This window comes from Mycolicibacter hiberniae (assembly GCF_010729485.1).
GTDB classification, from domain to species: domain Bacteria; phylum Actinomycetota; class Actinomycetes; order Mycobacteriales; family Mycobacteriaceae; genus Mycobacterium; species Mycobacterium hiberniae.
In genome coordinates this window covers 509,648-523,502 of sequence record NZ_AP022609.1, presented here as the reverse complement: position 1 = coordinate 523,502, position 13,855 = coordinate 509,648, and the positions used below count along the sequence as shown (strand labels likewise).

Sequence of the window (13,855 nt, the reverse complement as noted above, 5' to 3'; positions counted from 1 at the left end):
CTCAGCCCCAGTCCTCGCCGCGGTCTTTCGGCACGATGCGCCGCAGCGTGTAGATGTCGCTCTTGGCCAACGCCGTCGCATGTGCGGGCAAGGTCTCCCACGGATCCCACACGGCGCTGATCAGCTTGCCGGTCAGTCCGTCGGAGCGCGCGGACGCCAGGAAGACGCACAGCGCCGCGGCCGAGTCCATCGACGCGCCACCCTGCTGTTTCTGCCTCACCGACTTCTCGTAGTAATCGGCTCCCACCCGTTCCGCCCCGGCGGAGAGGACTTGCTCCAACAGACGCGTGTTGAGGGCCCCCGGTGCCACGGCGTTCACGTCGATGCCGTCCTGCCGGACCTCCTCGGCCAGGGTCTCGGTGAACCGGACCACCGCGGCCTTGGAGGCGGCGTAGGCACTGATGCGCGGCATCGGCGCCGTGGCGCCACCGCCCGACAGATTGATGATCTTGCCGTGCCCAGCATTCTTCATGTGCCGCAATGCAGCCCGGCAGGGCAGCACGGTGCCCAGCAGGTTGATCTCGACTGCCCGGGCCCATTCGCCCCAGTCCACATCTTCGAGCAGGCCCATCGGCCCATACACGCCCGCATTGTTGACCAGAACATCCAGCCTTCCGAAAGCGTCGAGGGCACTGCTCACCAAGCGCTCGGAATCCTCCGGCCGGGACACATCCGCCACGGCAGCCACCACCCTGCCGCCGGTGCGGGCCGACAGTTGCCTACGCGCCTTGTCCAAGGCTTCTTCGCCACGGCCGCAGATCAATACGTCGGCCCCCTCGGCCGCGAGGGCGCCCGCCACCGCCAGCCCCAGCCCCTGGCTGCCGCCGGTCACCACGGCCGCCCGGCCGTCCAGCTTCATCGCGGCATCCCCGGCCGGCCCGTCGTCACGACGAGCGCCTTTCCAGCAGCCAGCGATTGTCCTCCAGATAGGTCAGGGTGCGCAGGACGGCGTCCCGGATGGTGAGCGCCGGGGTCCAGCCCAATGAGCGAATTTTGTTGGTGTCCAGGAAGATGAACGGATTGTCGCCGACCCAGCCTCTGTCGCCGCCGGCGTACAGGCGCCTGGGCGACAAACCCAGGGACTCCGTGATCCAGCCGATGGAGTCATCCACCTCGCAGTACTCGTCTGCGCCCAGGTTGAAGACGTTGACGTTGTCGCGTGCCTTCTGCAGCGCCGTGAAGATTGCCGAGATGCAGTCTTGGATGTAGAGGTAGGACTTCCGCTGCTTGCCGTCGCCCAGGACCGGCAGCTCACCGGGGTTTTCCAGCAGACATTTGTAGAAGTCGAACACGTGGCCGTGGGTATACCGTTCGCCCAGGATCGAGACAAAGCGGAAGATCCAGGCCTGGAAACCGAAGCCTTCACAAAACGCCGAGATCAAGCCCTCGCCGGCGAGCTTGGAGGCGGCGTAGAGCGAGGTCTGCACCGGAAACGGACAGGTCTCGGGCGTGGGGATCACCGTGGCCTCCCCGTAGACAGATCCGGTGGAGCTGAAGACGATCTTCTGGATTCCGTTGCCGCGCATGGCCTCCAGGACGTTGTAGGTCGCGATGGTGTTCTGCTCCAGGTCCTTGCGGGGATGCCGGGTGCCGAAGCGCACATCTGCGTTGGCGGCCAGGTGAAAGACAATGTCCACACCGTTCATGGCCCGCGCCAGGGTCTCCTCGTCCAGCACGTCGCCCTGCACGAAGGAGAAGCTCGCAGACTTCCTGGCCTCAGTCAGGAACTCGTCGATGCCGGTAGACAGGTTGTCGTAAGCCACGACGTCGTCTCCGCGCTGCAGTAACCGGTCCACCAGGCTGCTGCCGATGAATCCCGCCCCGCCGGTCACGAAGGCTTTCATCCGCCGGCCTTTTGCCGGCGCGTCTCAAGACTCGACATTGCGCCGAGCCGCGATCGTTTCCAGGACTTCCACTGTCTTTTGGGCGGTCGTCGTCCACGAGAACGCGTTCAAGCGGGCTTTCCCCAAGCTCACCAGCTGCGCTCGGCGATCGGGAACGGTGACGACGTCGACCAGCCCACGGGCGATGGACTCCGCGCTCGTGGGATCTACCAGCTCGGCGGCGTCACCCACGACTTCTGGAAGGCTGGAGGCGCGGGCCGCCACCACCGGACATCCCAGCGCCATGGCCTCGAGCACCGGATGTCCGAATGTCTCGTAGAGGGACGGCATGACGAAGACATCGGCACCGGTGTAGAGATCCTCCAAGTCGTCCCGCGGCACTCGTCCCGGCAGCCGAACCGCGTCGTCCACCCCAAAGGCCATGGCGTGGCGGGCCAGATCATCGCGCGACATTCCCGGGGTGTCGCTGCCGACGATCACCAGGTCGTGGGGCAGTCCGTCCTGCCTCAGGATGCTGAATGCCTCGATGAGGCGAAAGACGTTCTTGTAGGGGTAGAACGCCCCGACGCACAGGATGTATGGCCGTGCGGCCTTCGGCGCCGGACGGTTGTTGTCGTTCGGAGTGAAAATGAGGCCGTGGTGGACCGCGTGGACTTTCTCGGGATCCACACCGAGCCAACGGATCACGTCCTGTCGGGAATGCTCCGATACGGTGATGACGGCATCGGCCCGGCGCACCGCCTTGGCCACCCCCCAGCGCAGGTAGTTCCGCTGCAGGAAGCCATAGGACTCCGGAACGAACTTGAACTGTGTCGACTGGATCACCACCGCCGACGGCATCGGCAGGCGTGGCGGCAGGGTGTTGCAGATACCCAGGTAGACATCACCGCCCGTGCGACGGATCGCCGACGGGTAGACAGTCCGTTCGTAGAGAACCCGCCTCAGTCGGGTGCGCGGCACCGAGCGCAACCGCACAACCTCAAGGTGCGGATCGGGCGGCAGGTCGAAGGAGGCGTTCCACTCCGGCGTCAGAAGTACGAAGCGATGCTGCGGGGCGACCCTCAACATAGCCGTCAGCATGCTCTCGAGGTACGTCCGCATCCCGCCGATAGCGCCGGCCGACGTGGAGTCCCCCGGTGAGACATTGTCGATGACGATTCTCATCCCGATATATGCTAACGGTCGCCAACAGTTTAGGGAACACACTTGTTTATGGCGGTTCGTTGCCGCGGTGATTATCATCGAGCGGAAAGGACCGCTGATGCGTGCAATTCAGGCTGTCACGCCCCCGACGAGAACACACGGTCGCCAATGAGCGACCGTGACGCCGTCGCGGCGCGGTTGAACTTCGAAGTCCTTCCGGACGGTCCGGCACCGGAGAACTTCGGCCCCGGCCCAGCCCTGCGGACAACCAACCCGCCCGATGACACGTCCACAGAACTGAAGGTCGTGGGCGGCAGGCTGACGAACGAGTCCACGGTAGACGGCTGCGCGGCCGGCTACTACACGTCGGCGAGCCTGGGTGCGCCCATCACGACCATCGGCGCTCGCTGGACGTTCACCCCGCGGGGCGGAACTCCCGGCGCGATGGCACTGCTGGTCTCGCAGCATCCGCTATACCCAGGATTTCCAGTGCATTTGGTTATCGCACCAAACCTGTGGACCTTCGGTGTCTGGCCACCCGATCGGCCGGCACCGGACGGGCTGCAGACGCTGCGATGGCAGGACTTCGGTGTACCGCTCGAACAGGACGGCACGCACGTCCACCAGACCCAGGTCGAACTGCGGGGCGAGCGGGCAGTCATCGATCTACCAGACGGCCGGCAGGAGATAGTCAGGGATCACCGCATCGCCGACTGGGCAGGACCGTTCGCGACATTCGAAATATCGTTAAAGCACGGCCTGACGGATTCACGGATTGGATTCACTGAAATCTGGGCGGAGAGCCGGCCCCGATGATCGCAGATATCAGTTAATAAATCTAACGACTCAGCATTTTCTGATGTAAATGAGAAGTGTCGGCTGTAGCGCTGCCGGTAAAAATTTATGCGCCCACTTGAACAGGCGGTACAGGTAAGGGTTCCCGAAATGGTAGCCGGGTTCGGAGGCCCAACCGGCGGTGAAAATCTCCGCGCCCCCGCCGAACGCCTTCCGCAGTGCCCGCCGCGTGTTCATCCGATAGCGCGTGGGAAAGACATCCTGCGATTTTCGCTCGGGTTGCACCCTTCTCAGGGCGCGTACGTGGAACCGGTTGGGCACCAGGCGCGCCCCCAAGGCGATGTATCCCAACTTGTTCGGTGTGACAGCGGTGATCCAGCCTCCCGGCTTGACGATCCGCAACAACTCCCGTGCGACGAGGTCCGCATCGGCGATGTGCTCGAACACGTGCCGGGCCACGATCAGATCGAACTGGTCGTCGGCGTAGGGCAACTCGGCCTCTGGCTGTATTACCCCGGCGTGGTCCAGGTACGGGTTGTCGAGGACGACCTCGTCGACGTCGCACCCGTACAGTTGCGCGCACCTTCCCCTCAGGTTGCTCAGGTCACGCCGGTAGGGCACCTCATCATCCAGGATCGGCTCGCCGCGCCCAGCACCGAAGTCGAGTACGTGATCCGTGGGCCGAAGCAACGCAGCGACCTGCGTGAAAAATACGACCGTGCCGTCGACGTGGCTGAAACCGCTGACCTTGCACTCCGGGTAGAAGCGCTGCAACAGTTCCTCGGTTGTCGCCACCGGATCAGCATAAGACCGGGCACAACGGAGGTCACGCGTTTGGCGAAGCTGTTACGCAGCAGCAAAATACGGCCCCGGTGGGGAACCCACATCACTGGGGTGCACCACGATGCCCGTCCTGCCGTCGCATGAACAACATGTCGGCCTGGATGGTTCGGCCACCCTTGTCATGGACAGAGCCATAGCTTCGGACCAGCTGATAGCCGCGCTCGCCCAGCCAGTCGACCAGGTCGTCGGCCAGCACCTGACCTTCGTACAACTCCACGAATGAGCCCTCCGCACAGATGTACTCGAACTTCTCGAGCAGCTCTCCGCACGCGCGCAACGCCTCCAGCTCATAGCCCTGGACGTCGAGCTTCAGTAACGCCGGTTCCTCGATGGAGCTGCCGTCGACGAACTCACGCAGCGGGCCGGTCCGGACCGTCTCGGTGCCCACCTCGCCGGTGCCCCGGAAAAGCCGGCCCTGCGTGGCGGTGATGGGTAGCAGAGAGGACGAATCGTCGTGGCCCGACACGTGCATGGTGCACTGTCCGCTGCCCGGCGCCAGGGCGGCATGGTGCAGCGTGACCCGCTGTTGCCGGGCAAAGACCCGGCGAAAGCGGGCGGCCGGCAGCGCAAGTGGCTCCAGCGCGACGATTGTCGCGGCCGGAAAGGTGTGCAGGGCGAAGAGCGAGAACTGACCGCGATTGGCACCGACATCGACCACCGTGCGCGGCTTCAGCGCACCCAGCACCACTGCATGTTCAACGGCCGCCGCCACCCCATGCCGCAACAGCGCGGCTCGATAAGCCGCCACTCGCAGGATCGCAATCAGCTTCGCCGAGCGCCTCATGCAGCGCCGCCTTTCCGATCGCCTCGGCTATGCAGCCGATTAACGTCAATCCGATCGGCGAGGCCTGCCAAGACCCGACTAACGGGGTGGCGGTCACGCCGTATGCGCGTATTCTAAGCAGCAGACACCGAATAGGTCACGCACACATTTTTCGCTGAGTCGGCGCGACGCTATCACCACCACAGGCGCTCAAAACTGACGTCACAGTAAATCGGTGTAGGAGGGGTCATGTCAGCTCATCGACCCAACAAGTGGCTTTCGTTATTCGCCTGGCTCTTACCGAGTGGCAGCTTCAAACTGTGGGCTTTGCGGTCGTTGGGCAACCATATCGGACACGATGTCTTCCTCGGCCCCAATCTTGTACTCAATTGCGGAAACTTCTCGATCGGCGACGGTGCGGCGATCATGAACTTCAATATCTTCAAACAGCTCTCCAGCGTCGAACTGGGACCGCGGAGCGTCATCGGCAGATTCAATCAACTCACCGCGGCACCGGAGTATCAACGGTACAGCCCAGTTGTGGGCACGCTTTCGCTCGGCGAATCGTGCATTATCACCAACCACCACTATGTCGATTGTTCCGGGCAGGTCATCTTCCGGCCGTTCTCGGCCATAGGCGGGGTCAAGTGCATCATCCAGAGCCACTCCATCGATCTCATCGACAACACGTCCAAACCCGGCCGCGTCGTCTTGGGCCGATCGTCAGGGGCTTTCACCGCCAGCGTCCTGCTCATGGACTCGTACCTACCCGAACGGTCGGTGCTGGCGGCCGGTTCGGTGCTCACCAAGGCGAAGCCCGGGCACGAGATGCCGGCCTGCGGTCTTTACGGCGGCGCGCCCGCACATTTCATTCGAGAGATCGAGGGACTCCAATGGTGGGATCGCGCAGAGACCAATACGCCGGTAGTCCCGTTCGACGATGAAAAGCTGCGCGCGGAGTAGCGCGAGAGCGATTGCGAGCGATCGGGATTCCACGATCGCCGCCCCTTCTGGCGCCACGCGGCCCGACGGGCGCTTTCTCAGGAAACCATTCGCCAAATCTGCTTACAACGAAGGGTTGAAATTACATCATCAAGCCGAAGTCTTCGGGGGAGGTCGTGGTGACGGCTCTGCGTCGGGGTTCGCCGGGTACCGCTTCGTTGCCGGGTGCTGTCGCAGTTGTGGTGATGTCCAACGGCGTTATCGACACATCGGCGAATGCGGTGGGTCCGGGTGCCATCCTCGGCGTCGTCAACTTCCGCGGGATATAACATGTTGCCGCGCGGCCTCCACGACTCGCACCCCACCGCTGGTCACCCTGACGAAACTCGGAAAATTGGAGGCGCCGTGCCCGAAAGTCGGCCCAACAAATGGCTCTCATTGATCGCCTGGCTCTTACCGAGCAGTGACTTCAAACTACGGATCCTAAGATCGCTGGGTAACCACATCGGACGCGATGTCGCCATCGGACCCAACCTGGTACTCAATTGCGGGCGCTTCTCGATTGCCGACGGCGCAGCGATCATGAGCTTCAACATCTTCAAACAGCTCTCCAGCATCGAGTTGGGTCCGCAGAGTGTGATCGGCAGATTCAATCAATTCACCGCGGCCCCCGAATATCAGCGATACAGCCCATTGGTGGGCAAGCTCATAGTCGGAGAATTCGGTTACATCACCAACCGCCACTATGTCGATTGCTCCGGACAAGTCATCCTCCGACCATATGCAGTCGTGGGCGGTATCAAGAGCACCATCCAGAGTCACGAGGCCGATCTAGCGGAAAACACATCGAAGCCAGGCCGGGTTATCTTGGGCCGGAACGCGATGACCGGCACGGGTTGCATCCTGCTCAAGGACTCGTACCTACCGGAGCGATCGGTTCTCGCGGCGGGTTCGGTTCTCTCGAGGGCAAAGGATCGCGATGGCATGGTCTCCGGTCTTTACGGCGGTGCGCCCGCGCGCTTTCTCCGAGAGATCAAGGACATGGAGTTCTGGCATCGCGCGTGCAACTACACACCGATCGTCCCCTTCGACGACGCCCAGTTTCATCTTGAGTAGCAGCGAAATTCGGTTCATCGGGCAACGGCCAGATAATCGCCGAGGCGGGCAGCCAGCGAGGAGATCCCACCGCCGCGGCTCAGTTCCATCGCCGAGATCGCCAGCTCCAACGTCGCGTTGATCCGGGCGCGCAACTCGACAGCTGACAAAGAGTCCAGCCCCAGTTCGGGCAACGGCGACTGCCGGTCGACCGAGTCTGCCGGGATGCCGAGCACCTTGCCCACCTGGTCGGCCAGTACGTCGGCGAGCGTCGCAACACGCTGCTCGTCGGGCATCGCGGCAAACTGGGCGCGTACCGAATCGCTGGTGGCAGTGGAGTCCCGGGCTGCGTTCACCTGGCCGGCGAACCTTGGGGTATGTGCCGATGCGGGGTGCATCGATCCCCATGCCCCCCAGTCGATGTCGACGACACTCACCTGGATCGGATTCAGCCCGATCGCCACGTCCAGATACTCGGTGGCGGCATCCAGCGGCAGCAGGCGCAGCCCGTTCAGCGCCAAGGAGGCCGAAATCGACTCGCTGGAGGTGGCCATACCGCCGGCGAGCGCTCCCCAGTTCACCGACAGCGCGGGCCGTCCGACGCGGGAACGGTGGTGGGCCAAGGTGTCCAGCACGGCACTGGCCGCGGCGTAGCTGAGTTGCGGCACCAGACCCACCTGGCTGCTGACCGAGCTGTACAGGACGAAGTGGTCGAGTTCGATGTCGGCCAGGGCTTCATCGAGGATCAACGCGCCCCGCGCCTTCGGGCGCAGTACGGCGTTCAGGCCGTGCTGGCTGAGCGCGCCGAGCGGTTCGTCGGCCAGGACGCCGGCCGCGTGGAACACCCCCCGCAGCGGCGGGCCATCGGCGAGCCGGTCGAGCAGGCCCCGCACGCTCGCCATGTCTGCGACGTCGACCTGTTCGACCCGTACGTCGCAACCGGTGGCGCGCAGGGCGTCCAGGGCGGCCTGCTGGTCGGGGCCGGACACACCGCGGCGGCCGGCCAACACGACCCGGCCGGCGTCTTTGGCGGCCAGCCACCTCGCGGTGCACAGGCCGAGGGCCCCGAGACCACCGGTAACCAGGTAGGTCGCGTCGGGCCGGATGCTGGTGGCCGGCCGCGCCGGTTTGACCGGCGGCGCCGGCTCGGTGAAGTCCAACACGATCCTGCCGAGGTGGGTGGATCGGGCCACCTGGTCGAAGGCTTCCGCAACCTGTGACGCCGGCATGACGCGGGTGAGCAGCAGCTCGTAGTCCCCGACGCGGAGCGCGCTGAGCACTTCGCGGTGTACCTGTCGCAGCAGGTCCCTCCGGTGCGCCATCATCCGGTCCAGATCGATGGAGGTCACCGAGAGGTTCTTGTTGAAGACCGCCAGGTCGACAAGCCGGCCGGCGAAGATCTCGGTCTTACCGATCTCGACCACCCGGCCGAACTCGGCGGCCACCTCCAAGTTGGCCGCCACCGTCTCCCCCGGGGCGCAGTTCACCACGATGTCGGCTCCGTGCCCGCCGGTGATTGCGCGTACCTCGTCGATCGCCGAGAGCGCGCGCGAGTCGACGACGTATTTGGCTCCCAGCGATCGCAGCAGTTCGGCTCGCTCCGGGGTGGATGCGGTGGCGATCACCCGAGCGCCCGCCTTGGCAGCGATCTGCACCGCGGCCATCCCGACGCCGCCCGCCCCGGCAGAGACCAGCACCCAGTTGTCGGGCTGAACGTGCGCGGCGTGCTGCAGGGCGTAGTGCGCGGTCATCAACACCACCACTGAGCCGCAGGCCGCCATGGGCAAGCCGTCGGCGGGTTCCATCGACCCGGCGTCCACCGCGGTGGTGACGTAGCGGCTCGCCATCCCCGGGATCGAGACCAACATCGACGTGCCGACGGTGACCTCATCGACGTCGGCACCGACCCGAGTGACGACTCCGATGCCCTCCATTCCCACACCCAGCCCGAAGTGGGTGCCGGCCAGCTCGTCGGCACCGAGGACGCCGAGCACCTTCATCGGATCCTTGAAGTTGAGCCCGATACCGTCGATGCGCAGTTCGATCTCGCCCCGCCCCGGGGCTCGCCGCGGGATCTCCCGCAGCGCCAGATCGGCCAGTTGCGCGGACTGCGGCACATCAATCTCGAAGTTCGCCTCCGGGTCGTGCAACGGTCGGCCTGCTTCGAGCGCTTCGAGTCGACCGGCAAGGCCGGCCTGGTTGACGATCACCATCCGTCGGTCCCGGCGCAGCGCGACCTCGTCCACCGCATCGTCGGCGTGGGCACCGCTGACCAAAGACTCCAGGACCACGGTGGGCAGCGCGGTGTCGTGATCGAGGTCGATCAGTCGCCAATTCAGCAGTGGCTGCTCGTTGCGCAGCACCCGGCGAGCGCCGACGAGGGCTGAGGCCGCCAGATCCGGCGCCTGCCCGTCACCCGGCACCGGCAACGCCCCTCGGGTGATCACCAAACCGTGCATCGGTACGAGCCCGCCGTCGCGCATCGCCTCGTCCTGCACGTTCTGCATCGCCCGGGCCGCCCCCGCCAGCATTGCCGGCAACTCGCCGACCCGCAGCATTGTGTTGAGCGGCGGTGCACCGTCGCCGGGTGCCGTCACCGCGACCACGGCCACCACCAGCGGGCGGGTGTCGGCCGGGTCGGCACTCAGCACGTGGCGCAGTTCGGCTTCGGCATCGGTGCAGATACGTTCCGGGTCACCGCCGCGGACGACGAGTACCTGCCGGGTGCCCCGCGCGGACGCGTACTGAAGGGCCCACCCGGCCGACTCCTGGCCGGCCGCAATCACCAGCACCCGCTCGCCGGTCGCGGTCTGGTCTCGGCCACCGGTGTCGCGGGCCTCGCGCGGCTCGAACACCGGCTCGATCCATAGCCGCTCGAGTTCGCCACGCGCGGGCGCACCGGGGCTGATCGATCGGAACTGTGCCCGGTGCAGCTCGACGACCACGTGACCTTCCGGATCGGTCAGCACAACATTGGCGACCAGTTCCGCCTCGCCCGGCTGTGGCGTCACGCGGGTGACGCCGACCATGACCTGATCGGGGATGGCGGCGAACTGCCGGACGTGCTGTATCGCGGCGGGCACAACGGCCCCGCCGGCGTCGGCCTGGCCGGCATCGACCAAAAGCGCGACGCACTGCAGGGCGGCGTCGAGCACCACCGGATGAGCCTGATGGTTGGAGGCGGCGACGCCGGTTCCGGCGGCATCGACACGGGCCACCACCTGCGTGGCGCTCACCCGGGCTTCCACGATTCGCCGGAACTCCTGGCCGTAGCTCAGGCCGCGGTCGGCCAGCTGCGAGTACACCTCGTCGGCGGTGACGGCGGTCGCGCCGGTGAGCTGGGCAACCCCAAGGGTCGGCCGCAGCAGGCCGTCCACGATGCGTCCACACGCGTGCCGGGTCCAGCCGGTGGCCGAACCGTTTCGTGAGCTGACCGTGAACCGGCCGCTGGATGACTCCACGGTCAGCCGCATGGTGGCGAGCTCGGTGTCCTCCACCACCAGCGGCGCGATGAACCGGACACCGTCGAGCGCCGGGGCGGGCCGGCCCGTGATGTGGACCGCCGCAGCGAGCGCGGCATCGAGGTAGGCCGCTCCCGGCAGCACCACCGCGCCGGCGACGACATGGTCACGCAACCAGAGCAGTCGAGCGGTGGCCAACTCGGTCCGCCATTCCGGCTGACCCGCATCGATCAGATCTCCCGGCAGCACCCGGGCGTCGCCGGTACCCAGGTAGCCGTCGACCACCGGCTGGTCCATCGACCACAGCCGCTGCCGCTGGAACCGGTGCACCGGCAGCGCACAGTGGGCGGGCAGACCGTCGGAGGCACCGGGGGCATGCTCGGTGTTCAGGGCACCCGCGACGTAGAGATCGGCCAGGGCGGTGCGAATGCTGACGGCGTCGTCGGCGTCTCGCTTGAGCGTCCCGACAGCGGTTCCGGTGACACCCGCGCCAAGCAGGCTCTCCCGGATGTTGCCCGACAGCACCGGGTGCGGGCCAACCTCGACAAACACGCGCGCACCGTCGTCGATCATCGCAGCGAGAGTGCCGGCGAATCGCACTGGCCGACGGACATTCTCACACCAGTACTCGGCCCCCCAGTCCGGTCCCGTCACCGGGGCGGAGGTCACTGTCGAATACAGCGCGACACTCGGCGTCTCCGGCTCCAGACCGGCCAGCTCACGGCTCAGCTGCGGAAGCAGCGGATCCAGGAGGTGCGAGTGGTACGGCACGTCCACCCGGAGCTGTCGGACAAAGACACCTGCGTTGTTCAGTGTCTCCCGCAATTCGGCGATCGCCGAGCAGGTGCCGGCCAGCGTCACCCCCGACGGACTGTTCACCGCGGCGATGCACAGGTCGGCCCGGCCGGCAATCCAGTCCAGCACCTCCGCCTCGCTGAGGCCCACGGCGAGCATTCCTCCCGATCCGACGGCCAGCGTGGCCAGCCGGGAGCGGTAGTAGCTGACCTTGACCGCGTCGTCCAGGCTGAGCATGCCGCTGACATAGGCCGCGCTGACCTCGCCGACGCTGTGCCCGACGACCGCCTGGGGAACGACCCCGTAATGCGCCAGCTCTGCGGTCAGTCCGATCTGTACGAGAAAGTTCGCCGATTGAGCGACGGCTGTGCTGGCCACCCGGGAATCGGATTCATCCCGGCGCAGTTCGTCGATCAACGACCAGCCGGCCAGATCGGCGAACAACTCGTCGACCTCGGCTGCGGCACAGGCGAAGGGCCCGCCTGCGGTGAGCAGGTCGCGACCCATCCGCCACCACTGCGGACCCATTCCGCTGAAGACGAACACCGGGGCCCTGCCCTCGGTGACGGTACGGCCGCCGGTCACCGAGCCATCGGCCACCGAGGTCAGCCGGGCAAGCAGGTCGTCGCGGTCACCGAACGGCACGGCGAACCGGTAATGGCGGTGCGATCGACGCGACCACATGGTGTCGGCCAACGCAACCGGATCCACGCTGGGATCGGCGACCAGCGGCAACAACTCCTCGGCCAGCCGACGGGCGCCGTCGGCGTTGCGACCGGACACCGGCAATACCCGGGCGGGGGCCCTCCGAACGGCCGCCCGGGGCGGCTTGGGCGCCTCCACCAGCACCGCGTGCGCGTTGGTACCGCCGTAGCCAAAGCCGTTCACCGACGCCGCCGCTGTGGCGTACCCCGCCGGAAATGCTTCGGCCTCGGTGATCACCCGCAGGCGGTACTCGTCGAACGGAATGGCCGGATTCAGCTGGTTCAGGCTGGCCTGCGGCGCCAGTTGGCGGTGGTGCAGGGTGAGTGCCGCCTTGATCACGCCGGCAACCCCGGCTGCGGCTTCGAGATGGCCGATCGAATTCTTGATCGATCCGACGACCAGGTCGGTGGTGCGGCCTTCGACGTGCCCCAGGGTCTGGCCCAGCGCGGCCATCTCCAGCGGATCGCCGACGGCGGTACCGGTGCCGTGCGCCTCGAGGTAACCGATCTGCTCGGGCCGAAGACCCGCCTCCGCGGTCACCCGCCGGATGAGGTCTGCCTGCGCCTGGGGATTGGGCACCGTGATGCCCGATGTGCGTCCGTCCTGATTGACACCGGTGGCCCGGATGACCGCATAGACGCGGTCCTGATCGCGGGTCGCGTCCGCAAGCGGCTTGAGCACGATGATTCCGGCTCCTTCGCCTCGTGCATAACCGTCGGCGGCGGCATCAAAGGTTTTGCAGTGTCCGTCCGCGGAGAGAAACCGGCCCTTGCACATCTCGATGAAGGTCTCCGGGGTGAGCATCGCGTTCACCCCGCCGACCAGAGCCAACTCGATCTCGCCACGAGCGATCGCCTGGGTGGCTTCATGCAAGGCGACCAGCGAAGACGAGCAGGCCGTGTCGATGGTCATACTCGGTCCACGCAGGTCATAGACGTAGGAGATCCGGTTGGACAGCATGGTGAACGAGCCCGCGGTGGCAGTGTGGGAATTTATCGCGGTCCGGCTGAGCGGCTGGCGGCGGATCGTCATGTTGTCGGCGGTGAAGGCGCCCACGTAAACGCCGACCGGCCGGCCGGCTACCCGGCCGGAAACCCCGGCGTCGTCCATCGCTTCCTGGCTGACCTCCAGCAGCAGCCGCTGCTGAGGGTCCATGATCGAGGCTTCTACCGGCGCAATCCCAAAGAATTCGGGATCGAAGTCCCACAACGATTCCTGCAAAAACCCGCCGCTGCGAACGTACATCCGGCCGGGCATGTCCGGCTCGGGGTCGTAGTAGCGGTCCAGTTTCCAACGGTCCGCAGGCACCTCGACAATCCCGCTTCCCCGGGAGAGCAGGAACTCCCACAGCTGGTTGGGATCGCTCACCTTGCCCGGCAACCGGCAACCGATCCCCACGATAGCGACATCAATCATGTCGATTCCTCTCTCTGATGAAAGGGGTTCACGCTCGGATGCCCTCGGTCGGC

9 protein-coding genes are annotated in these 13,855 nt (G+C 65.8%); 3 read left to right on the top strand and 6 right to left on the bottom strand.

The annotated features are described in order from the left end of the window. Position 1 precedes the first annotated feature (1 nt). Genes G6N14_RS02500 through G6N14_RS02490 form a run of 3 tightly spaced genes read right to left on the bottom strand, consistent with a single transcriptional unit; the run spans position 2 to position 3,008 of the window. Positions 2 to 859, bottom strand: coding sequence for an SDR family NAD(P)-dependent oxidoreductase (locus G6N14_RS02500; RefSeq protein ID WP_085135526.1), 858 nt, complete (start codon positions 857 to 859; stop codon positions 2 to 4). Between the two features lie 25 nt (positions 860 to 884). Then, positions 885 to 1,844 (bottom strand): NAD-dependent epimerase/dehydratase family protein, encoded by a 960-nt coding sequence (locus G6N14_RS02495; RefSeq protein WP_085135527.1) that lies wholly within the window; start codon positions 1,842 to 1,844, stop codon positions 885 to 887. 24 nt (positions 1,845 to 1,868) lie between these two features. Then, positions 1,869 to 3,008, bottom strand: a complete 1,140-nt coding sequence (locus G6N14_RS02490; protein WP_163787012.1) for a glycosyltransferase family 4 protein — start codon at positions 3,006 to 3,008, stop codon at positions 1,869 to 1,871. 147 nt (positions 3,009 to 3,155) lie between these two features. Here G6N14_RS02490 and G6N14_RS02485 point away from each other — a divergent pair, with 147 nt between their 5' ends. Continuing rightward, positions 3,156 to 3,803: a hypothetical protein gene (locus tag G6N14_RS02485; protein ID WP_085135529.1), complete on the top strand. Its 648-nt coding sequence runs from the start codon at positions 3,156 to 3,158 to the stop codon at positions 3,801 to 3,803. Between the two features lie 30 nt (positions 3,804 to 3,833). Here the strand turns inward: G6N14_RS02485 and G6N14_RS02480 are convergent, their stop codons facing one another. Both G6N14_RS02480 and G6N14_RS02475 read right to left on the bottom strand, forming a co-directional pair. After that, positions 3,834 to 4,577, bottom strand: coding sequence for a class I SAM-dependent methyltransferase (locus tag G6N14_RS02480; RefSeq protein ID WP_179960799.1), 744 nt, complete (start codon positions 4,575 to 4,577; stop codon positions 3,834 to 3,836). 91 nt (positions 4,578 to 4,668) lie between these two features. Then, on the bottom strand, positions 4,669 to 5,409 hold the full coding sequence (locus tag G6N14_RS02475) for an FkbM family methyltransferase (protein WP_085135530.1): 741 nt from the start codon (positions 5,407 to 5,409) through the stop codon (positions 4,669 to 4,671). A 228-nt stretch (positions 5,410 to 5,637) separates the two neighbouring features. Here G6N14_RS02475 and G6N14_RS02470 point away from each other — a divergent pair, with 228 nt between their 5' ends. Together G6N14_RS02470 and G6N14_RS02465 are read left to right on the top strand one after the other, a co-directional pair. Continuing rightward, positions 5,638 to 6,351: an acyltransferase gene (locus tag G6N14_RS02470; RefSeq protein WP_085135531.1), complete on the top strand. Its 714-nt coding sequence runs from the start codon at positions 5,638 to 5,640 to the stop codon at positions 6,349 to 6,351. A gap of 384 nt (positions 6,352 to 6,735) precedes the next feature. After that, a complete protein-coding gene (locus tag G6N14_RS02465; RefSeq protein WP_085135532.1) occupies positions 6,736 to 7,446 on the top strand; it encodes an acyltransferase in 711 nt (236 codons plus the stop codon). 14 nt (positions 7,447 to 7,460) lie between these two features. On the opposite strand, the gene G6N14_RS02460 is transcribed toward G6N14_RS02465, so the two are convergent. After that, a complete protein-coding gene (locus G6N14_RS02460) occupies positions 7,461 to 13,802 on the bottom strand; it encodes a type I polyketide synthase (RefSeq protein ID WP_085135533.1) in 6,342 nt (2,113 codons plus the stop codon). Positions 13,803 to 13,855 lie beyond the last annotated feature (53 nt).

Bases quoted from the DNA above. Each gene is read 5' to 3' on its own strand.
- G6N14_RS02500 (WP_085135526.1), bottom strand. From the start codon at position 859: ATGAAGCTGGACGGCCGGGCGGCCGTGGTGACCGGCGGCAGCCAGGGG.
- G6N14_RS02495 (WP_085135527.1), bottom strand. From the start codon at position 1,844: ATGAAAGCCTTCGTGACCGGCGGGGCGGGATTCATCGGCAGCAGCCTG.
- G6N14_RS02490 (WP_163787012.1), bottom strand. From the start codon at position 3,008: ATGAGAATCGTCATCGACAATGTCTCACCGGGGGACTCCACGTCGGCC.
- G6N14_RS02485 (WP_085135529.1), top strand. From the start codon at position 3,156: ATGAGCGACCGTGACGCCGTCGCGGCGCGGTTGAACTTCGAAGTCCTT.
- G6N14_RS02475 (WP_085135530.1), bottom strand. From the start codon at position 5,409: ATGAGGCGCTCGGCGAAGCTGATTGCGATCCTGCGAGTGGCGGCTTAT.
- G6N14_RS02470 (WP_085135531.1), top strand. From the start codon at position 5,638: ATGTCAGCTCATCGACCCAACAAGTGGCTTTCGTTATTCGCCTGGCTC.
- G6N14_RS02460 (WP_085135533.1), bottom strand. From the start codon at position 13,802: ATGATTGATGTCGCTATCGTGGGGATCGGTTGCCGGTTGCCGGGCAAG.